The sequence below is a fragment of the Amycolatopsis sp. NPDC039088 genome, assembly GCF_055598845.1.
On the sequence record NZ_JBVKAE010000005.1, the window covers coordinates 277,885 to 298,471 of the forward strand.

The 20,587-nt window shown below is 68.2% G+C and carries 19 protein-coding genes and 2 pseudogenes; 17 read left to right on the forward strand and 4 right to left on the reverse strand.

All coding sequences use genetic code 11. From position 1 onward, the window contains the following. The first annotated feature begins 153 nt into the window (after window positions 1-153). The 8 genes and pseudogenes from ACZ7KI_RS09200 to folK all read left to right on the forward strand — a co-directional run bounded on the left by ACZ7KI_RS09200 (window position 154) and on the right by folK (window position 7,874). Window positions 154-948: an ESX secretion-associated protein EspG gene (locus ACZ7KI_RS09200; RefSeq protein ID WP_470272639.1), complete on the forward strand. Its 795-nt coding sequence runs from the start codon at window positions 154-156 to the stop codon at window positions 946-948. A gap of 221 nt (window positions 949-1,169) precedes the next feature. Beyond that, the gene (locus ACZ7KI_RS09205) at window positions 1,170-2,003 is read left to right on the forward strand and encodes an ESX secretion-associated protein EspG (protein WP_470272640.1); all 834 of its coding nucleotides are present in this window, start codon (window positions 1,170-1,172) and stop codon (window positions 2,001-2,003) included. 201 nt (window positions 2,004-2,204) lie between these two features. Further along, window positions 2,205-4,637 (forward strand): ATP-dependent zinc metalloprotease FtsH, encoded by a 2,433-nt coding sequence (ftsH, locus tag ACZ7KI_RS09210; protein WP_470272641.1) that lies wholly within the window; start codon window positions 2,205-2,207, stop codon window positions 4,635-4,637. Next, a pseudogene (locus ACZ7KI_RS09215) lies at window positions 4,603-4,878 on the forward strand (GTP cyclohydrolase I); the annotation flags it as partial. The gene ftsH and the pseudogene ACZ7KI_RS09215, both read left to right, overlap by 35 nt. Window positions 4,879-5,847: 969 nt before the next feature. Further along, window positions 5,848-6,192: pseudogene (gene folE / locus ACZ7KI_RS09220) on the forward strand (GTP cyclohydrolase I); the annotation flags it as partial. Beyond that, a complete protein-coding gene (folP, locus tag ACZ7KI_RS09225) occupies window positions 6,189-7,031 on the forward strand; it encodes a dihydropteroate synthase (protein WP_470272642.1) in 843 nt (280 codons plus the stop codon). The pseudogene folE and the gene folP, both read left to right, overlap by 4 nt. Then, window positions 7,024-7,383 carry a dihydroneopterin aldolase gene (folB, locus tag ACZ7KI_RS09230; protein ID WP_125694967.1) on the forward strand — a complete coding sequence of 120 codons (360 nt, stop codon included), beginning with the start codon at window positions 7,024-7,026 and terminating at the stop codon, window positions 7,381-7,383. Before folP ends, folB begins: the two co-directional genes overlap by 8 nt. After that, a complete protein-coding gene (gene folK, locus ACZ7KI_RS09235; protein WP_470272643.1) occupies window positions 7,380-7,874 on the forward strand; it encodes a 2-amino-4-hydroxy-6-hydroxymethyldihydropteridine diphosphokinase in 495 nt (164 codons plus the stop codon). Before folB ends, folK begins: the two co-directional genes overlap by 4 nt. 52 nt (window positions 7,875-7,926) lie before the next feature. On the opposite strand, the gene ACZ7KI_RS09240 is transcribed toward folK, so the two are convergent. Next, window positions 7,927-8,868 carry a MerR family transcriptional regulator gene (locus ACZ7KI_RS09240; RefSeq protein WP_470272644.1) on the reverse strand — a complete coding sequence of 314 codons (942 nt, stop codon included), beginning with the start codon at window positions 8,866-8,868 and terminating at the stop codon, window positions 7,927-7,929. A 60-nt stretch (window positions 8,869-8,928) separates the two neighbouring features. On the opposite strand from ACZ7KI_RS09240, the gene ACZ7KI_RS09245 reads away from it, so the two are divergent. From ACZ7KI_RS09245 to ACZ7KI_RS09275, 7 genes are all read left to right on the forward strand, one after another. Beyond that, the gene (locus ACZ7KI_RS09245) at window positions 8,929-9,390 is read left to right on the forward strand and encodes a DUF3180 domain-containing protein (RefSeq protein ID WP_470272645.1); all 462 of its coding nucleotides are present in this window, start codon (window positions 8,929-8,931) and stop codon (window positions 9,388-9,390) included. Window positions 9,391-9,459: 69 nt separating this feature from the next. After that, window positions 9,460-11,541: a DUF6779 domain-containing protein gene (locus ACZ7KI_RS09250; RefSeq protein WP_470272646.1), complete on the forward strand. Its 2,082-nt coding sequence runs from the start codon at window positions 9,460-9,462 to the stop codon at window positions 11,539-11,541. Window positions 11,542-11,568: 27 nt separating this feature from the next. Continuing rightward, window positions 11,569-12,738 (forward strand): PrsW family intramembrane metalloprotease, encoded by a 1,170-nt coding sequence (locus ACZ7KI_RS09255; RefSeq protein WP_470272647.1) that lies wholly within the window; start codon window positions 11,569-11,571, stop codon window positions 12,736-12,738. Window positions 12,739-12,885: 147 nt separating this feature from the next. Then, window positions 12,886-13,800 carry a Rossmann-like and DUF2520 domain-containing protein gene (locus ACZ7KI_RS09260; RefSeq protein WP_470272648.1) on the forward strand — a complete coding sequence of 305 codons (915 nt, stop codon included), beginning with the start codon at window positions 12,886-12,888 and terminating at the stop codon, window positions 13,798-13,800. Then, window positions 13,797-14,705 (forward strand): pantoate--beta-alanine ligase, encoded by a 909-nt coding sequence (gene panC / locus ACZ7KI_RS09265; RefSeq protein WP_470272649.1) that lies wholly within the window; start codon window positions 13,797-13,799, stop codon window positions 14,703-14,705. The genes ACZ7KI_RS09260 and panC overlap by 4 nt, the downstream gene beginning before the upstream one ends. A gap of 13 nt (window positions 14,706-14,718) precedes the next feature. Beyond that, window positions 14,719-15,213: an aspartate 1-decarboxylase gene (panD, locus tag ACZ7KI_RS09270; RefSeq protein WP_016337767.1), complete on the forward strand. Its 495-nt coding sequence runs from the start codon at window positions 14,719-14,721 to the stop codon at window positions 15,211-15,213. A gap of 4 nt (window positions 15,214-15,217) precedes the next feature. Continuing rightward, window positions 15,218-15,997, forward strand: coding sequence for a type III pantothenate kinase (locus ACZ7KI_RS09275; protein WP_470272650.1), 780 nt, complete (start codon window positions 15,218-15,220; stop codon window positions 15,995-15,997). Between the two features lie 47 nt (window positions 15,998-16,044). On the opposite strand, the gene ACZ7KI_RS09280 is transcribed toward ACZ7KI_RS09275, so the two are convergent. Together ACZ7KI_RS09280 and ACZ7KI_RS09285 are read right to left on the reverse strand one after the other, a co-directional pair. After that, window positions 16,045-16,806, reverse strand: a complete 762-nt coding sequence (locus ACZ7KI_RS09280) for a class I SAM-dependent methyltransferase (RefSeq protein WP_470272651.1) — start codon at window positions 16,804-16,806, stop codon at window positions 16,045-16,047. Further along, complete coding sequence (locus tag ACZ7KI_RS09285; RefSeq protein ID WP_470272652.1) at window positions 16,803-17,576, reverse strand: class I SAM-dependent methyltransferase; 774 nt, start codon at window positions 17,574-17,576, stop codon at window positions 16,803-16,805. Before ACZ7KI_RS09285 ends, ACZ7KI_RS09280 begins: the two co-directional genes overlap by 4 nt. A 96-nt stretch (window positions 17,577-17,672) precedes the next feature. On the opposite strand from ACZ7KI_RS09285, the gene lysS reads away from it, so the two are divergent. Continuing rightward, the gene (gene lysS / locus ACZ7KI_RS09290; RefSeq protein ID WP_470272653.1) at window positions 17,673-19,184 is read left to right on the forward strand and encodes a lysine--tRNA ligase; all 1,512 of its coding nucleotides are present in this window, start codon (window positions 17,673-17,675) and stop codon (window positions 19,182-19,184) included. 151 nt (window positions 19,185-19,335) lie between these two features. Beyond that, window positions 19,336-19,689 (forward strand): histone-like nucleoid-structuring protein Lsr2, encoded by a 354-nt coding sequence (locus ACZ7KI_RS09295; RefSeq protein WP_037318336.1) that lies wholly within the window; start codon window positions 19,336-19,338, stop codon window positions 19,687-19,689. A 31-nt stretch (window positions 19,690-19,720) separates the two neighbouring features. On the opposite strand, the gene ACZ7KI_RS09300 is transcribed toward ACZ7KI_RS09295, so the two are convergent. Continuing rightward, window positions 19,721-20,536 (reverse strand): AraC family transcriptional regulator, encoded by an 816-nt coding sequence (locus tag ACZ7KI_RS09300; RefSeq protein WP_470272654.1) that lies wholly within the window; start codon window positions 20,534-20,536, stop codon window positions 19,721-19,723. Window positions 20,537-20,587 lie beyond the last annotated feature (51 nt).

A 20,587-nucleotide genomic window follows, 5' to 3' on the forward strand; every position in this document is an offset into this window, starting at 1 on the left:
CAACCCCACCCGGGAAGCTTTTTTGGGCCCAAACGGGGCACCCCCTCCCTTGGTCGTTGTTGCGGAGAACGAAAAAACCCCTCCTGAGGTTGTTTTCCCCCCCCCCCCCCCCCCCCCCCCCCCCGCGCCCGCTGACCTGTATGGGGGCGTTTTATGGCGAACGGTGAACTGCTCGCGGGAGTCGAAATGGACTTCCTGTGGGAGGGCGCGAACGCCGGCGAGTTGCCGTACCCGCTGCGGCTCCGCTCGCACGGGGCGACCGTCGACGAGCGCGGCGCCCTGCGGCAGCAGGTACTCCAGTCGCTGAACCAGCGCCGTCTCGCCGACGAGCGCGGGCGCCCCGAACCCCATATCGAAGACTTCTTCGGCGTCCTCGCGAGGCCGGACCTGAGCCTGGACTGCGTCCAGCTCAACAACCCCAACACCGAACCGCTGCTCGCGGTCGCGTCGATGCTCGGCGGCCAGGGCCTGCTGACGGTCCAGGACCCGCGCGGTTTCCACTTCCACCCCATCGCCCCGGACGGCCTCGCGAGCGCGATCGTCTCCCTCCTGCCGCCGGGCTCACGCGGCACGGAAAAGTCGATCACCCTGCCGCTGGACGGACTCGTCGGCGCGTCGGGAGCGGACTTCCTCCAGCGGCGCCAGCCGCAGGTCGACGGCCGGGCCACCTCCGACGAGGACCGCAAAGCGCTGTCGCGGCTCCAGGCCCAGCCGCGGCTGCGCGGCGGCCAGTTCGGCGCCAACGCGCGCAGCCGTCACGGCACGCGTAGCCGGTCCGCCGTGCTGAGCTGGTTCGACACGCAGTCGGGCCGGTACTTCACCCAGGCCACCCGCGGCTCCGATGGCCGGGACTGGATCACCGTCGCGCCCGCGGACCCGGCGACCTTGCGGCACCGGCTCACGGAGATGCTGGGGAAGATCGCTTCCGAAGCTTCTGTCGCGCTTTAAGTACCTCTCGCGTGCCATGAAAGGTCCTTTCCTCGCAAAATTTGCAAGGAAAGGACCTTTCATGGCGTTCGGCGGGCAACACCCGTGCCCTTTCGCCCATCCGCCCGCCGCTTGTCGTACCCCTTCGCTATCGTGAACCTCCGGGGCCGCCCTGACGCACAGCGACCAGCCGCGCACAAGGCCCCGCAGCAAGAGCCAAGGTGCCGGGAGGGCACGGAGCAATGCATCAGGAACACTTCACGCCGATGGCGTTCGACTTCCTCTGGGAGTCCGCCGAACTCGGTGACCTGCCGTATCCGCTGCGGAACCGCTCGCACGGCGCGACCGAGGCCGAGCGCCGGGCGCTGCGCAACCGCACCGACGTCGAACTCAAGGCCCGCGGCATCCGCGACAGCCGGGGACGGCTGGATCCGAAGATCGAGGACTGGCTGTACCTCCTCGCCCGCGGCTCGCTGACCATCGACGCGCTGCACATCCCCGAGTTCCAGGCCCCGACGGTCGCCGTGCTCGGCGCCACCGACGGCCGCGGCGGCGTACTCGCGATCCAGGACCAGACCGGCATCTGGCTGCGTGAGGCCCCGGCCGACGGACTGCCGACAGCGGTCGTCGACCTGCTGCCGCCGGGGCAGCGCGGCTCCGAGGCCTCCGTCACGCTGCCGATCGACGACGCCCGCCGCACCCCACCGATCCGCGCCGCCGTCAACCCGACGAAGCAGACCGAAGAGCCCGAAGCGGCGAAGGCCCGTCGCAAGGAGAAGCCGCGCGTCTCACTCAGTGAACGCATCACCGCGGACCCGCGCGAGGCGTTCGGCAAGCTCACCGGCCAGCCGCGGCTGCGCGGCGGTCAGCTGGCGGCGAACAGCCGGTCCCACGTGGGCGCCAAGCAGCGGTCCCGCGTCCTCGGCTGGTTCGACACCGTCAGCGGTCGCTACCTCAGCACGTCACAGGCCGGTCCCGACGGACGCGAATGGGTCACCGTCTCACCCGCCGACGTCAAGGCACTGCGGACGAGGCTGGGCGAAATGGTCGCCGGTGTGGCGGTCGACACACGTTAGGGTGACCGGCGCATCCCCCACCCGGGAACCCTGGCGAGGGGTCCGCCGTTTACCTCCGAGAGGCTCACCACCCTCGTCCGTCCAGGCGGGCGGTATCCTGAGGGGCGGGTGTCGGAGCACCATGGGTCGTCAAGATCACGATGGCGGGTATCACAGCAGCCGCCCAACCAGGAAGGGTCGAGGCCACCAGGGCCGAGTCGTATGAACCGGAAGAGCGTGCTCAAGAACCCAGTGCTCTGGATTCTCGCGGCGGTACTGGCGTTTCTCGCGTACAACACGATCTTCGACAGTGATCGTGGCTATACCCAGGTGCCCATCTCGGTCGCGAACCAGCAGATCACCGCGAACAACGTCAAGGAAGCCTCGCAAGAGGACAAGGAACAGCAGGTCAAGCTGCTCCTGAACAAGAAGATCGAGGTCGACGGCCAGCAGGTCGACCAGATCATCGCCCAATACCCGGCGAACGTCGCGGGCACCGTCTACGGGCAGCTCATCGGCCTCAAGAACGGTGACAACCCGGTCAAGTTCACCACCAAGGTCACCCAGCAGAACGTCCTCACCCAGATCCTGATCTTCGCCATCCCGCTGGCGCTGGTGCTGGGCCTGCTGATGTGGATGATGAACAACGCGCAGGGCGGCGGGAACCGCGTCCTCAACTTCGGCAAGTCGAAGGCCAAACAGCTCAACAAGGACATGCCCAAGACGACCTTCGGGGACGTCGCGGGCGCCGACGAGGCCGTCGAAGAGCTGTACGAGATCAAGGACTTCCTGCAGAACCCGGCGCGCTACCAGGCACTCGGCGCGAAGATCCCCAAGGGCGTCCTGCTCTACGGGCCGCCCGGTACCGGTAAGACGCTGCTCGCCCGAGCCGTCGCCGGCGAGGCGGGCGTGCCGTTCTACACGATCTCCGGTTCCGACTTCGTCGAGATGTTCGTCGGCGTCGGCGCCTCGCGAGTCCGCGACCTGTTCGAACAGGCCAAGCAGAACGCGCCTTGCATCATCTTCGTCGACGAGATCGACGCGGTCGGCCGCCAGCGCGGCGCCGGCCTCGGCGGCGGCCACGACGAGCGCGAGCAGACACTGAACCAGCTCCTCGTCGAGATGGACGGCTTCGACGCGCGCGGCGGCATCATCCTGATCGCCGCGACCAACCGCCCCGACATCCTCGACCCGGCGCTCCTGCGCCCCGGCCGGTTCGACCGCCAGATCCCGGTGTCCGCACCGGACATGCGCGGCCGCAAGGCGATCCTCGAGGTGCACGCCAAGGGCAAGCCGATCGCACAGGGCACCGACCTGAGCGGCCTCGCGAAGCGGACCGTCGGCATGTCCGGCGCCGACCTCGCGAACGTGCTCAACGAGGCCGCACTGCTCACCGCCCGCGAGAACGGGCACGTGATCACCGACGCCGCCCTGGAGGAATCCGTCGACCGCGTCGTCGGCGGCCCCGCCCGCAAGAGCCGGATCATCTCCGAGAAGGAGAAGAAGATCACGGCCTACCACGAGGGCGGCCACGCGCTCGCCGCGTGGGCGATGCCGGATATCGAACCGGTCTACAAGCTGACGATCCTGCCGCGCGGGCGCACCGGCGGTCACGCCCTGCTCGTCCCGGAGGACGACAAGGAGTTGATGACCCGCTCGGAGATGATCGGGCGCCTGGTCTTCGCGATGGGCGGCCGCACCGCGGAGGAGCTCGTCTTCCACGAGCCCACCACCGGTGCCTCCTCCGACATCGAGCAGGCGACCAAGATCGCCCGCGCGATGGTCACCGAATACGGCATGAGCGCCCGCCTCGGCGCGGTCAAATACGGCCAGGAGCAGGGCGACCCGTTCCTCGGCCGCTCGGCAGGCCGCCAGGCGGACTACTCCCTGGAAGTCGCGCACGAGATCGACGAGGAGGTGCGCAAGCTCATCGAGACCGCGCACACCGAGGCGTGGCACGTGCTGAGCACCTACCGCGACGTGCTGGACGAGCTGGTCATCGAGCTCCTCGAAAAGGAGACGCTGACCCGCAAGGACCTCGAGCGGATCTTCGCGACCGTCGAGAAGCGCCCGCACATCACCATCTTCAACGAGTTCGGCGAGCGGAAGCCGTCGGACAAGCCGCCGATCAAGACCCCCGGCGAGCTGGCGATGGAGCGCGGCGAGCCGTGGCCGCCGCCGGAGGAGAAGAAGGAGCAGCCGGTGCTGCAGCCGGCGCCGACCCCGGTCGGCACCGCGCAGGGCGGCGGCGACCTCCCCGGTGGCCCGCCGTACGGCGCCCCCGTTCCGCCGCCGGACCCGAACGCCAACCCCTACGCTCCGCCGCAGCCGGGCGCGCACCCCAACGGTGGCCGCCCGAACGGTGGGCCGAACGGCACCGGCCACTGGCCGCAGGCATATGGTGGTCAGCAGCCGGGCGGTCCGGCAGGTGGTTACCAGGGTGGGCCCGTCGGCGGCCCGCCGAACTACGGGGCTCCTCCCGGATGGACCCCGGCGACCCAGCCGGGCGGCCAGCCGAACCAGCCCTGGCGTCCCGCCGAAGACCGCCCGCGCGACGGCTGGTTCGCGGACCAGCCCGGCCAGCCCGGCGGTCAGCAGCAGGACGAAGGACAACAACGGCGTGAATCCGACGGACAGGACGACACCAAGCGGTAACGGCGCGAGCCCGGTCTTCGACCAGGACCGGGCCGAGAAGGCCGTACGCGAACTCCTGCTCGCCTGTGGTGAGGACCCGGACCGGGACGGTCTCCTTGAGACCCCGGCCCGGGTCGCTCGCGCTTACCGGGAAATGTTCGCCGGGCTCTACACCGAACCCGACCATGTCCTGGACCGCACGTTCGACGAGGCACACGAAGAACTCGTGCTCGTGACGGACATCCCGATGTTCAGCACCTGTGTTCCCAGCAAGCAGACGGTGAACGCGGTCAGTGGTACCAAGACGGCGGCCGAAGTCGAAGTCGGCGACAAGCTGTGGACTCTGGCAGGCGGCAAAGTCGAGGAGACCACGGTCACCGAGATCAGCTCGCACAAGACTCGCGAGCTGGTCGAGGTCACGACTGCGGGCGGAAGCTTCAAGGTCACTCCTGACCATCCTTTAGCGACACCGAAGGGATGGATGGAAGCCAAGGACGTCGAGGGGTCCTTCATCGAGTGGACCCATGCGCGCAAGCTCAGCCGGAACCGGTGGAAGCCTGTGTTCGGCTACGACTTCGGCTACGTCATCGGTGCGACCTGCTCGGACGGGACCGTTGCCGAGCGCTACGTCTCGCTCGTGGTGAACGACCGGGACTTCGCGAAGAAGTACGCCGAGTCGCTCTACCGTGCCTTCGGAATCGAGGCGAAGCTCGAACCGGTCACGCGACCGTCGAGCTACCTAGGACGTGACGTGCCGGGATTCCGGGTGCGAGTCGTCTCGTCGTTCCTCGCGGACCTGATGCGCCAGTATCTCGGCGGCGACGCGCACCACCAGCGCCAGCGCTTCCCGATGGTCGTCCTCAACGACTTGAGCACGTTCAACGGTTTTCTCGACGGGTATGTGGACGGTGACGGCTGCGACGATCCCGGCAGGTCAGGACGCCGGATCACGAGTGCGAACATCCATTTCCTGGAGGACCTGGCCACGGTCATCGGCGCTCGCTTCTCGCCAAGCCTCAAGACAACTTCGCAGCTGTGGGTCGCTGACAGCTGGTTCCGGCGGCACGGCTTCCCGCAGGATGATTACACGACCGATCTGATCGAGTCGGAGTACGTCGAGGTCGAGTCCGTCCGGCCAGTGAAGGCCACGGGAACCAAGCCCTACACGGTTTACAGCTTCAAATGCGAACCGCACCCGACCTTCCTGATCGCCGGTCACCTGACGCATAACTGTGAACATCATTTGCTCTCATTCCACGGCCTCGCTCATATCGGGTACATCCCCAATGAGCACGGCAAGGTCACCGGGCTGTCCAAACTGGCCCGCCTCGTCGACCTCTACGCCAAGCGCCCCCAGGTCCAAGAGCGCCTCACCTCCCAGGTCGCCGACGCGCTCATGCGCAAACTCGAGCCCCGCGGCGCGATCGTCGTGGTCGAGGCCGAGCACCTTTGCATGGCCATGCGCGGCATCCGCAAACCCGGCGCCAAGACGACGACGTCGGCCGTGCGCGGTCTGCTGCAGTCTTCGGCGTCCTCGCGGGCGGAGGCGCTGGATCTGATCATGGGCCGTCGATGACCGCCCTGCCCCGGCCCGGCCGGTGCGCGGTGATGGGCATTTTGAACGTCACCCCTGATTCCTTTTCGGACGGTGGCCGCTACCTCGGCGTCGACCAGGCGCTGGAGCACGCGCACGAGATGTGGGCACGCGGGGCGGATCTGATCGACGTCGGCGGGGAGTCGACGCGGCCGGGTGCGTCCCGAGTGGACGCCGAGACCGAGATTTCCCGGATCATGCCGGTGATCCGTTCGCTGGCGGCGGACGGTCTCGCGATGTCCGTGGACACCACCCGCGCCGAGGTCGCGGCCGCCGCGATCGAGGCCGGTGCGTCGGTGATCAACGATGTCTCCGGCGGGCTGGCCGATCCGAACATGGCGAAGGTCGCCGCCGAGACCGGCGTCCCGTGGGTGCTGATGCACTGGCGCGGGCACAGTAAGGACATGAACGCGCTGGCGTCCTATGAGGACGTTGTCGGCGACGTTCGCGCCGAACTGCTGTCCCGAGTGGACGAAGCGGTCGCCGCCGGGGTCGACCCGAGTGCGATCGTGCTCGACCCGGGACTCGGGTTCGCGAAGAACGCCGAACATGACTGGGCGCTGTTGAACGGCCTGGATTCCTTTCTGTCCTTGGGTTTTCCGGTGCTCGTCGGTGCTTCGCGCAAACGGTTCCTCGGCCGCCTGCTGTCCGGAAAGGACGGGAAGCCCGCTCCGCCCGACGGCCGGGAGGATGCCACCGCCGCTGTCTCCGCGCTGGCCGCGTCGGCGGGCGCGTGGGGTGTCCGGGTGCACGAGGTCGGCGCGAGTCTGGACGCCGTGACCGTCGCGGCCGCTTGGCGTAAGGGGAGTCCCGATGTCTGATCGCATCACGCTGACCGGTCTGCGGGTCTTCGGCAGGCACGGGGTCTTCGATCACGAGAAGCGTGACGGGCAGGAGTTCGTCGTCGACATCGTCGTGTGGCTGGACCTCGGCCCGGCCGCCGCGTCCGACGACCTGACCAAGACTCTGCATTACGGCGAGCTCGCCGAACTCGCGGCCGGGATCGTGGCCGGTGAGCCGTACGACCTCATCGAGAGTGTCGCCGGGAAGATCGCCGACGAGGTCCTGCGTGACGAGCGATTGAGCGCCGTCGAGGTGACGGTGCACAAGCCGTCCGCGCCGATCCCGCTGAACTTCGACGACGTCGCCGTCACGGTGCGGCGGGAGCGATGAGCCGCGCGCTTCTCTCGCTGGGGTCGAACCTGGGGGATCGGCTCGCGTTCCTCCAGTCGGCCGTCGACGCCGTCCGGCCCGCGATCGTCGCGGTGTCGTCGGTCTACGAGACGAAGGCGTGGGGTGTCGAGGATCAGCCCGACTTCCTCAACGCCGTCGTCCTGGTCGACGACCCGGCGCGTGATCACTGGGACTGGCTGCGCACCGGGCAGGCCGCCGAGCAGGCGGCGGAGCGCGTGCGCGAACTCCGGTGGGGTCCGCGCACGCTGGACGTCGACATCGTGACCGTGGACGGGGTGCGTTCCGAGGACCCTCGGCTGGTGCTTCCGCATCCCGGCACGCCGGAGCGTGCGAGCGTGCTGATCCCGTGGTTGGAGATCGAGCCTGGCGCGGTGCTCCCCGGCCACGGTCCGGTCGTCGATCTCCTCGCCGCCCGCCCGCAGGACGATCGCGACTCGGTGCGGCGAACCGCCCTGCGTTTAGTCCTCTGAATGCGGTGGTTGGCGCCACGAACTACCGCATTTAGAGGACGAAATGCGGGGGTCAGGCGAGGGCGGCGCGAAGGGCGGTGACGATCCATTCGGCCTGCGGCATCTGAGACGGGAACGACGGCCAGCCGTTCATCTTTCCCAGCAGGTGCCAGTACCGCTCGGCTCGCGGATCGGAGCTGATCGACATCCCGTCGGCCAGCTTCTTCCGCCAGGCCGGGTCGTCAGGGTTCTGCCCGTTCCGCGAAGACTCCGAGAAGATCGTCTCCGCGAGTTCCCGGCCTTCCGCCGAGTCCGGGGCGATGCCGGCTTCGAGCGCTTCGGCCGCCTTCGCGCTCCACGCCATCCACAGCTGCTGCTGTTTCTCTCCGAAGTCGGCCCCGTCCTCCTCCCGGAGTTTCGAGTGCCACTCGCTCATCCGGCGGATGGACGCGCGGAACTCCTCGTCCTGGACCAGTTCGGCGAACTCGATCCAGGCCTCCAGCTGCTCCGGCGTCGGGTCGTCGGGCAGTTCCGGTTTCGCCGAGCGCATCCGCTCGTAGAACTCCGGATCCAGTTCGAGTCCTTCGACCATGTCCGTCCAGAACTCGTCCAGCAAACGTTTGCGGTCTTCGTCCGACATCGACGCGAGCTTGTTCATCAGTTCGACCTCCTCCAGTGGTGAGTCCCGTTTGGCCACCGCTCGCAGGACCGCCCGGCGCAACTCCAGCCGTCGGATCTGCTCGTCCAGGGCGGCGACATGCTGGACCGCGAGGTCGCCGATGGTCGCTTCCCTGGTCAGCGCCCGCTCCACGTCGGCGAGACCCAGCCCGAGTTCCCGCAGTGTCCGGACCAGCTCCAGACGCGCCATCGCGGTGGCGTCGTAGAGGCGGTAGCCGGAGTCGGTGCGGTCGGTCGGCGGGAGGAGCCCTTCGTCGGAGTAGAAGCGGATGGTCTTCACGGGCAGGCCGGTCCGTTTGGCCAGCTCCCCGATGGTGAAAACCGCTGCGGTGCCCATGTGCTTCATGTTCGACTCTCCAGTTGGTGGAGAGTCAAGCCTGCCAGGTAGCGTTGGACCATGCACTTCACCCGGCCACGCGAGCTGGCGGTGGCCGGCCTACTGGGCTTGGTCCTGGCCTACTTGCTCTTCCAGGTCGCTTACGGCTCCATCCCCGCGCTTCCGCTCTTCGCGGGAATGACGCTGCTCGTCCTCGCGCTCTGTGAGGTCGTGCTCGCCTTCATCATCCGTTCGCGGATCAAGGAGGGGCGGGTGATGGCCGCGATCTCTGTCGCCCGATCGGTGGCACTCGCGAAGGCCTCTTCGCTCGCCGGATCCGCGATGACAGGTGTGTGGCTGGCGGCTTTCGCGTATCTTTTTCCGCGACGTGACGAACTCCTCGCGGCGAGCGGTGATCTCCGTTCGGCGACGGTCGGGATCGTCAGCTCGGTGGCCCTGGTAGCTGCGGCTTTGTGGCTCGAACACTGCTGCCGGACCCCCGAAGGCGGTGATCGGGACCCCGATCGTCAGCCGACCGGTTAACGCTCGAGAAGCACCGCTCGAAGTACCGACTAGGTCTCGTTCGGATTACTAGAAGGTACGGTGTTGGGCATGACCGGGGTGGGTGACGACTCGCGCGGCCGCCTTGCGGGTAGGCCGTGGCTTGTCGTCGGCTTGGTTCTCGCCGTCGGCGCGACTCTCGCATTGGTGCTTTCCGACGACCTCCGCTACTTGCGGCTGGGTATCGTCGCGGCGCTGTGGGCCGCCTTGATCGGTGCCTTCCTGGCGGTCCGCTACCGCAAGCACGTGTCACAGAGCGAAGAAGCCGTCGCCGAGGCGCAGGCCGTCTACGAGCTGGAGCTGGAACGCGAGATCGCCGCCCGCCGCGAATTCGAGCTGGAGATGGAAGCGGAGACCCGGCAGGCCGCCGAGAACCGCTCCCATGACGAGCTCGAAGCGCTCAGAGCCGAGGTGAGCGCCCTGCGGGAAAGCCTCCAGTCGCTCTTCGGCGGCGAGGTTCTTCTCGAACGCGTCGCGCTCACCGCGCAGGCCACCCGGATGCGGTCCCTCGACAACAAACAGCTGATGAGCGCGGGTTCCGACAACGGCAACGGCAAACCCCAGCTCATGGCCGGCAACGGCACCACGATCGACGTCGACGACCGTGACCGCGGGCGGGATCGCCCGACCGAGATGATCGACCGCGTCCTCGAACCCGCGTCCGCCCGTGCCGGCGCGCCGCCCGCCGCCCGCCGGAAGCCGTCGAACGGTCAGGTCAACGGCCACAACGGCGTGCACAACGGCACGAACAACGGCGGCGGTTACGGGCAGAACAACCAGGTCCCGCGGCCGAAGCCGGTCGACGAATCGACCCGTCGCAGCATGCGCAAGGCGGACGCCCGTGCCTCGAAGGCCGCCGAGGCGCTCGCCGCCGAAGCCGCCCGTCGCGAGCGGCTCGAGATGTCCAACCCCGGTATGTCGCCCGCCGAGGTCTCGCGGCCGATGCCGAGGGTCGACGCCAAGCGCAAGACCCCGCCGCCGGTGTCCCCGGCCGAGGTGTCCCGCCCGTCCATGCCCGGCGTCTCACGCGCCGAGGTCTCGCAGCCGTCGATGCCCGCCATCGCCCGGCAGCCGCAACGTCCGGAGCCCCAGCGCCAAGAACCTCAGCGCCAGGAGTCCCAGCGACGTCCGCAGCAGCCTTCGTTGCAGCAGCGTCTCGACGCCGGCACAGTCCAGCGTCCGCCCGCCCCGCGGCCGGAGGAACAGACTCGCAAGCAGACGCCGCCGGTGAAGCCCCCCGCGCAGGCGAAGCCGGTCAAGAAGGTCGAGCCGGACCGTCCCCGGCCGAACCGTGAGCTCGGCCTGACCAGGCCCGGCATGAAGCCGGTCGAACGCCCGCGTCCGGCCGGTGGCACGCCGCCGCCGGTGAACAAACCCGCCGCCGAGCCGGAGCCGATGGAGGCCACCGGCGAGTGGAAGCCGTCGTGGACGCAGGAGCGCCCGGTCTCCGATCTGAGCGCCGCGTTCCCCAGGAAGGACGACTTCCAAGACCGGTTGCGCCCCACGCCACCGTCGAAGCCCCAGCAGTCGGCCTCCCTGCCGAGGCCCCCGGCCGCCAACCCCCCGGCGCGCCCCGAACCGCGCCCTGAGCCTCGCCGCGAGCCGGAGCCCCCGACCCCGCTGTCGATCCCGGTCGTGTCCGAGCCGCCGCCGCGCCGCGCCGAGCCGGTGCGTCCGCCGGAGCCCGAACCCGTGCGCCCTCCGGCCGCCGAGACGCCTTCGCGGCACGGTGGCGGTGGCGAGGAGTCGCCCGCGGTCAATCCGACGCTGCCCGAAGAGGTCCGCGCGATGCAGAGCCGTCCAGGTGGACGTCGTCGCCGGGCGGCGGAGGACTCCTCGACCTCGCTCACGCCCGCCCCCAACGTGGCGGAGCCGACCGGTGGCGGCCGCCGTCGCCGTCCGGATGGCGAGCCGCCGGCGTGGCAGAGCGCCGCGGCCGAGACGGGCGGCCGTCACGGCGGCAAGCGGGCGAAGCCGGAAGACGAGGCGCCGTCCCGCAACGGGTCGTCGCACAGTCGTCCCGAGACGCCGCCCGCCGGTTCGCACGCCTCCGGCCGATCGGTGATGGACCTGCTCGCCGCCAACGGCGCGAATGAATCCACTCCGCGGCGCAGGCGGCGTGCCGAAGACTGACTCCGGCCGACGGTAGGGTGACCCGCTGTGAGCGAGCCTTCCTCCCCGGCGCCCGGTTCCGACCGGGCACGCCGGCCTCGGTCGATCACCGTGCTGCTGCCGGTGCTCGGGCTGATCGCCGTCGCGCTGTGCGGGCTGTTCGTCTTCGGCACGGTGACCGCGAAGGTCGGTCTGCCCGCGGTGACGATCGGCGTGCTCGCGGCGCTCGTCCCGGTCGCCGTGGTGGTGACGGCGTTCCTGTGGGTCGACCGCTGGGAACCGGAACCGCCGAAGCTCCTGCTGCTCTCCTTCGTCTGGGGAGCCTGTGTCGCGACGATCATCGCGCTGCTGCTCAACAGCGGCGCCGAGGCCGTCGGTGACCTGCTGCTCGGCACCGGCGTCGGCGGCAAGGTCAGCGGCCTGGTCTCCGCGCCGCTGGTCGAGGAAGCCGCGAAGGCCGCTTTCATCCTGCTGCTGTGGTGGCGCCGTCCGATCGAGTTCGACGGCGTCGTGGACGGCATCGTCTACGCCGGGTTCACCGCCGCCGGGTTCGCCTTCACCGAGAACATCTATTACTTCGGCCGCGCCTTCGCCGAGAACGGCTTCGGTGACGGCACGAGCGCGGGTGTGCTCGCGGCGTTCTTCCTCCGTGGCGTGCTTTCGCCGTTCACGCATCCGCTGTTCGCCGTGATGACCGGGATCGGGCTCGGTATCGCCGCGAGCAGCAAGACGCGCTCAGCGCGGATACTGGCGCCGATCGGCGGCTACGTCGTCGCCGTGCTGCTGCACGCGCTGTGGAACGGCGCCGCGCTGCTGGGTGGCGCCAAGACCTTCCTGAACGTCTATTTCCTGATCATGGTGCCGCTGTTCATCGGGGTCTTTTCGGTGGTGGTCATGCAGCGGCGCCGCGAGCAGCGGATCGTCGCGGCCGCGTTGCCGATGATGGTCGACGCGCGGTGGATCGCGCCGTCCGAAGTGACGCTGCTGGCCAGCCTGTCCGGACGTCGGTCGTGGCGGAAACAGGCGCGGAAGCAGTCGGGACGGGACGCGGCGAAGGCCGTCGGCCGCTATCAGGCCAGCGTGACCGAACTCGCGTTCCTGCGGCGCGGCCGGAAGCTCACCGACGAGGGAAAACAGCGTCAGCGTGAACTGCTGCAGGTGCTCAAGACCTCGCGCGCCGAGGCCGTACGGCTGGCGGACGGTGCTCCGCGCGGGTGACCTCGGTCAGGTGAAGCTGGTCACGAGGGTCGGTTCAGACACGGGCCGGAGGGTTACCCTCGCGCCGTCGTCTGGTACCCGCGACCACCGAGCGGGACTGGAACGAGTTGAGGAGTTTTCGACCATGAGCGTCCATTGGCGCACGCCATGACAAGGCCCGCTCGCTTGGCCGTGGGTGTCGTTTCCGCGGGCCGGGTCGGCAGCGTCGTCGGCGCCGCCCTCACGAGGGCCGGGCACACGGTCGTCGCCGCTTCGGGCCTTTCCAACGCTTCGATACGCCGGGCGGAGCAATTGCTTCCCGGCGTGCCGCTTCTGCCGCCCGACGAGGTCGCCCGCCGTGCCGATCTCGTCCTGCTCGCCCTGCCCGACGACGCGCTCGCCGGGATGGTGCGCGGCTTCGTCGCGACAGGTTCCCTGCGTCCGGGGCAGATCGTCGTGCACACGTCCGGAGCGCACGGCATCGACGTCCTCGAGCCCGCCGCCGAGGCCGGGGCGCTGCCACTGGCCCTGCACCCGGTAATGACCTTCACCGGACGGCCGGAAGACCTCGACAGACTGGCGACCTGCAGCGTCGGTGTCACGGCCACAGAGGGTGACGAGGCGGCCTGGAACGTCGGTGAGGCGCTCACCGTGGAGATGGGCGCGGAGCCCGTCCGTGTCCCTGACGAAGCGCGAGCGCTCTATCACGCGGCGTTGGCGCACGGCGCGAATCACCTGATGACACTGGTCGCCGATTGCGCGGAATTGTTGCGGGAAGCGGGAATCGCCCAGCCCGAACGCCTGGTGGCTCCCTTGCTGTCGGCGGCATTGGATAATGTTCTGCGGCACGGGGACCGGGCGCTGACCGGGCCGGTGGCCCGTGGTGATCTCGGCACCGTGCGTAAGCATCTCGCGGTGCTGGCCGAACGTGGCCCCGACATCGCCCCGAGCTATCGCGCGCTGGCCAAGCGCACGCTGGCGCGCGGCGACGCCGCCGGGCTCTTGGACGCCTCGGCCGCCGCCGAGCTCACCGAACTCCTCAGTGACCCCGCAGATCCCGCCGAAGGGCAGCAAAACCAGTGACCACACCGAAATTCGCCCGAGGCACGCTGCACACCTTCCAGCCGCCGGAGCAGGTGAGCCAGGTGACGCGTGCCCTGCACGGGGTCGGCCGCAAGGTCGCGCTGGTGCCCACCATGGGTGCCCTGCACGCGGGGCACCGCGAACTGATCCGCCGGGCGAAGCGGCTGCCGAACACGGTGGTCGCGACGTCGATCTTCGTGAACCCCCTGCAGTTCGGGGAAGGCGAGGACTTCGAGGCGTACCCGCGTCCGCTGGACAACGACCTCGAGGTACTGAAGGAGGACGGCGTCGAACTGGGCTTCCTGCCCAAGGCGTCGGATCTGTACCCGGACGGCGCGACCGTCACGGTGCACCCCGGCGCGCTCGGTGACGAGCTCGAAGGGGCGGTGCGACCGGGCCATTTCGCCGGCGTGCTCACCGTGGTGGCGAAACTGTTCAACATCGTGCGGCCGGACTACGCCTTCTTCGGGGAGAAGGATTACCAGCAGCTGGTGCTGATCAAGAAAATGGTGCGTGACCTGAACTTCGACACCCGGGTCATCGGGGTGCCGACGGTCAGGGAACGCGACGGGCTGGCGTTGTCCTCGCGCAACGTCTACCTGACTCCTGAGCAGCGCGAGGACGCGATCGTGTTGTCGGCGGCACTCACCGCGGGTGCCTTCGTCGGACGCGACGGCGCGGACGCCGTGCTGGCGACCGCCAGGAAGACCCTCGCCGCGCGACCCGCGGTCGAGGTCGACTATCTGGAATTGAGGGGAACCGACCTCGGGCCCGCGCCCGTCGACGGTGAAGCGCGGTTGCTGATCGCGGCCAGGGTGGGGAGTACCCGGCTGATCGACAACGTGCCGGTGGTGCTCGGTGCCGCCGCGGACCATCCGGAACACGCGCTGGACGCAGGGGAATAAGGGAGAGTCCACGATGTACCGCACAATGCTGAAATCGAAGATCCATCGGGCGACGGTCACCCAGGCCGACCTTCACTACGTCGGATCGGTGACGGTCGACGAAGACCTGATGGACGCGGCGGATCTGCTTCCGGGCGAACAGGTGTCCATTGTGGACGTCACCAACGGCGCCCGGCTCGAGACCTACGTGATCGCGGGCGAACGCGGCAGCGGGGTGCTCGGCATCAACGGTGCCGCCGCGCATCTGGTGCACCCCGGTGATCTGGTGATCCTGATTTCGTACGCGCAGATGGAGAACGCCGAGGCGGCCGCGTTCCGGCCGAGGGTGGTCTTCGTCGACGCGGACAACCGGATCGTCGAGAAGGGCGCCAACCCCGGGCACGCGCCGGAGGGTTCCGGACTGCTGAGCGGGACCGTGACGCTGGCCGACGACGACACGATGACCTTCCCGGTCGCCGAAACCGCCGACGCCCGCCGTCTCGACGCGCTGCTGCACGCCGAAAGCTGAGTCGTTGCTGCTCACGGTCGACGTCGGCAACACCAATATCGTGCTCGGGCTCTACGACGGGCCCACGCTGGTCGGTGACTGGCGCATGCGCACCGACGCGCGGATCACCGCCGACGAGCTCGCGCTGACCATGCGCGGGCTGCTCGGCACGCACGCGGACACGGTCACCGGGATCAGCGCGCTGTCCACGGTTCCCGCCGTACTGCGAGAGCTGCGCGTCATGCTTTCGCGGTACTACGGCGGGCTGCCGAAGATCGTCATCGAGCCGGGGGTGCGCACGGGTGTGCCGCTCCTGGTCGACAACCCCAAGGAGGTGGGCGCGGACAGGCTGGTGAACACCCTCGCCGCGCACCATCTGCACCCGACCACCGCCTGTGTGGTGGTGGATTTCGGGACTTCGACCAATGTGGACGCCATCTCCGCCAAGGGCGAGTTCCTCGGCGGCGCGTTCGCGCCCGGTATCGAGATCTCCGTCGACGCGCTGGCCGCGCGGGCCGCGGCGCTGCGCAAGGTGGAACTGGTGCCGCCGCGGTCGGTGATCGGGAAGAACACCGTGGAATGCCTGCAATCCGGCATCCTCTACGGCTTCGCCGGCCAGGTCGACGGCCTGGTGAAGCGGATCAAGCGTGAGCTTTCGCCGGACGGGTCCGATCCGGTCGCGGTGATCGCGACCGGTGGCCTGGCGCCCCTGGTGCTGGAGGAGTCGGAGACGATCACCGACCACGTGCCGGATCTGACGTTGCTGGGCCTGCGGCTGGTCTACGACCGCAACCACCGCGTTTAGTCCTCTGAACGCGGAAGTTGCAGAACGCAATTACCGCGTTCAGAGGACTAAACGCGGGCGATCATGAGCACCCGCCGCGTCATCAGCGCCTGGTTCCGCAGCACCAGTTCGATGCTCGCCCGCAGTTTCGCCGGATCCGTGCCGGATTCCGCCGCCAACTCCGCCACGCGCTCCAGCGACAGTTCCGCGGTCCGCTGCTGCCGGGCCCGCCAGTCCGGCGTCTCCTCGTAAGAGAGGACCTCGAACCCGGCCGACTCCAGCAGCGGCCGGTGGTCGGCCACCTGCGGCGGCCGGTTCTCGGGCTGTCCGTCGAAGTCCCAGGTCGTGACGAGCAACCGCCCGCCCGGCACGAGGATCCGCGCGAACTCCTCGAAGGCGCGCCGCTTGTCGGGTGCGAACAGCAACGCGTCGACGCTCATCACCGCGTCGAACGACGCGTCGTCCAGACCGGTGTCCGCGAAACTGCCGACGTGGAACTCGGCCGCTTCGACGTCCATCGCTTCGGCACGACGTCGCGCCGAAGCCAGCCCGGTCTCCGCGATGTCGACGCCGGTGAGCGTCGCGTAGGTGCGCGCGGCGACCCACAGCCCTGGCCCGCCGCGCCCGCAGCCGATGTCGGCCAGCCGTCCGCCGGGCTCCAGTCGCGCTTCGGCCGCGATGCGGTGCAGGTCGGTCCGGGTCACGAAGCTGTAGGTGTCCAGCTCGGCGGGGTAGTCGTCGCCGTACGCCTCGGCCCAGATCCGCGCGGACACCGCGGAGGCGGGGGCGCCGAACGCCGCGGTGAACGTGGCCTTCCAGTCGGTGTTCATCGGCGGCGCGTCCGGAAGGCCGTGGTGGTGAGCGGAAGGTCGAATTCGCCGGAGGCGGTTTCCGGGTGCCGGTCGAGGAATTCCCGCGCGATGCGAAGTTTGGCTTCGCGTTCCTCGGCCGGGGCTACCAGCATGTGCGAATGGGTGGCGATCGTCTCGACCAGGCTTTCCGCCGTCCTGGGCTGTTTGTGGTCGAAAGTCGCCTTCTCGAACGGTTCGAAGGCCTCGTGTTCCGGCAGTGATTCGTAGTCGCTCAGCCAGCGCCTGCTCATGGAGCTCTTGATCAGCTTGTTGAACTCGGCCAGCCAGCCCGCCGATTCGTCGTCGTGGTTCCACAGCGCGGCAAGGACTCCGCCCGGCTTGAGCACCCTGGCGATCTCCGGATAGGCCCGATCGAGGTCGAACCAGTGGACGGCCTGGCCGACGACCACGGCGTCCACGGAGGTGTCCGGCAGCGGGATCTCTTCGGCCGTCCCGATGAGCGGGGTCACCGAGGGCAGCGCCTTCGTGAGCTCCGCGAGCATCTGCGCGTCCGGTTCGACCGCGGTGACCGCGACGCCGAGCGCGAGCAGGCCCTGGCTGACCTTGCCGGTTCCGGCGCCGAGATCGAGGACTCGTTCAGGTGTTCTCCTCGCGCCCGCCAGCCCCCAGGCCAGTGCCTTTTCCGGATAATCCGGCCGATGCGCGGCATAGGCGGCGGCCTTCGCGCCGAACGAGGCGGCGCGGCGTGCGTGCAGTTCGGGTTCGATGCCGGGAGTGGATGAGTTCACACGGTCCAGGTTAATGGAGAGAAAACCGGCCGGTCCGGAGCCGGAAAAGGTAATCCGGTTGGCGTAGGGAAGCGGCGGGTTCGTACGCTGTGCGCCATGACTGAAATCCCCGCATCCGAGGGCGTGAGCCCCGACGAAGACCTGCCGGAACAGATGCGGGTGCGCCGGGACAAGCGCGACCGGATAATCGCGGAGGGTATCGATCCGTATCCGGTCGAGGTGCCCAGGACGCACTCGCTGGCCGAAGTGCGCGAGAAGCATTCCGACCTTCCTGTCGACACCGCCACCGGTGAGATCGTCGGCGTCACCGGCCGGGTCATGTTCATGCGCAATACCGGCAAACTGTGTTTCGCGAGTCTCCGTGAAGGCGATGGCACGGAGTTGCAGGCGATGATCAGCCTCGCGAAGGTGGGCGCGGACGCGCTCGCGGCGTGGAAGTCCGATGTCGATCTCGGTGATCACGTATTCGTCTCCGGCGAGGTCATCACCTCCAAGCGCGGCGAGCTTTCCGTGATGGCCGACTCCTGGCGGATCACTTCGAAAGCATTGCGCCCGTTGCCGGTCATGTACAAAGACCTGGCGGAGGAAACGCGGATCCGGCAGCGTTATGTCGATCTGATCGTGCGTCCCAAGGCCAGGGGCGTGGTCCGTACCCGCGCCGGTGTGCTGCGTTCCCTGCGTGACTCGTTTCACGGTCGAGGATTCCTCGAGGTCGAGACCCCGATGCTGCAGACGCTGCACGGGGGTGCGGCGGCTCGGCCATTCGTGACGCATTCGAATGCCTTCGACCTCGATCTGTACTTGAGGATCGCGCCGGAGCTGTACCTCAAGCGTTGCGTGGTCGGCGGTATCGAGAAGGTCTTCGAGATCAACCGGAACTTCCGGAACGAGGGCAGCGACTCGTCCCACTCGCCCGAGTTCGCCATGCTCGAGTACTACGAAGCGTATGCGACCTATGACTCCAATGCGGTGATGACGCGGCAGCTCATCCAGGAGGCGGCGCAGAACGTTCTCGGCACGCAGGTGGTCACTCTCGCCGACGGTTCGGAGTACGACCTGTCCGGCGAGTGGACCACACTCGGAATGTACGAGTCGTTGTCCGAAGCGTTGTCGGAAGAAGTCACTCCCGAGACATCGGTGGACAAGCTTCGTTCCTATGCCGAAGCGCGAGAGCTGGAGTTCGACCCTAAGTTAGGGCACGGCAAACTCATCGAGGAACTGTGGGAACACCTCGTCGGCGATCATCTTCACGAACCTACTTTTGTCCGTGATTTTCCGGTCGAGACATCCCCGCTGACCAGGCAACATCGCAGCAAGCCGGGGGTGGCGGAGAAGTGGGATCTGTACGTGCGCGGTTTCGAACTGGCGACCGGATACTCCGAGCTGGTCGATCCCGTGGTGGAGCGTCAGCGTCTGGTGGAACAGGCTCGGCTGGGTGCGCAGGGCGATAGTGAGGCCATGAACCTGGATGAGGATTTCCTCCGTGCGCTGGAGTACGGAATGCCGCCGAGCGGTGGTGTCGGAATGGGGATCGACCGGTTGCTGATGGCGCTGACAGGCCTTGGTATCCGGGAGACCATCCTGTTCCCGCTCGTCCGACCTGAATAACCCGTCCGCGTGACAGATACCTCGATCGTTCTGGTAAACAAGATTTGCGTTATGTGACGGTAGCGGGTATTAATGTCGCTAGACAAAGTCTTCTGTCCGGGGCATGCCCCGTACCAGATCATTCGTGTAAGCCCCCAGCAGGAGGAAACAGATGGCACAGAAGGTGCTCGTCTCGCTCGTTGACGACCTCGACGGCAGCGAGGCGGAAGAGACCGTCGAGTTCGGTTTGGACGGTGTGAGCTACCAGATCGACCTTTCCGCGGAAAACGCGGAAGAGCTTCGCGACGCGCTGGCCCAGTATGTGGAGCACGCCCGCCGCGCGGGTGGCCGTAAGCGCACCGCCATTCGTCCGGTCGCCGGCGTGAAGGCCGCCGCCCGCCCCGCGACCGTGGACCGTGAGCAGAACCAGGCCATTCGCGCCTGGGCCCGCAAGAACGGCTTCCAGGTTTCCGACCGTGGACGTATCCCGTCCGAGGTCGTGGAGGCCTACCACAAGAAGAACTGAAGGTCTGCTCGACCCTCAAGCCGCCGGGAACCTATTCCCGGCGGTTTTCTTGTTCTTGTACACGGTTCAAGAGGGCGTACTCGGTGGGCGCCCATCCGGTCACGGAGCGGAAATCCCGGATGAAGTGCGCTTGGTCGCTATAGCCCAGCGCGAGCGCCAGTTTCGCGTAGTCCGGCCGTTCCTCGGCAGCGATCCGTGCCGCCGCTTCGTTCAACCGGTATACCTGAATCGCCCATTTGGGGGCGGCGCCGACATGTTCGGCGAACAGTCGTTGCAGGCTTCGCTGAGACAGACCTGTTCGGCTTGACAACTCTCCGACCCTGGTAATGGCCGGATCGCCCGCGATTGTTTCCACCGCTTCGATGGCCGTCCGTGCCGCGGGGGTGAGGACGGGACGTTTCGCGAGGAGCAGTTCCTCGCACCGGCGGACCATTTCGAAGTCGTTCGTCGCATTCCGTACCGATTCCGTCACCGGTCCGGCGCCGGGGAAGAGATCGGTGAGCGGAACGGAACCGCCGGAGATCATCGTGACCGGGCCGGTGAGGAATGCCCGGAAAGCCCCTGGCCGGAATCGCACGCCGATACCTTGATCCACGCCGTCGAGCAGGTAGCGGAAAGGCCGCTTTCCCGGCCCGAACGCGCCGGCCGCGTCGCGGAAGAACGTCACGTTGACCGCGAGATTCGGCAGTACCACCTGTTCATGGGGGCCGGTCAGTTCCCAGCGCAGCACCCAGTGATGGTCGACGAACGGACGCAGTTCCGGTGCGGGCGGATGCCGGACGAGACTGAACTTCGCGCTCGCCTCCCGCGCGTTGACGATCCCCGCCGGGATCCGGTGCCCGCTCATCCGCTCAACCTAATCGTGTCGCGTTTTTTCAATACGGCTCGTCCGTCGCGG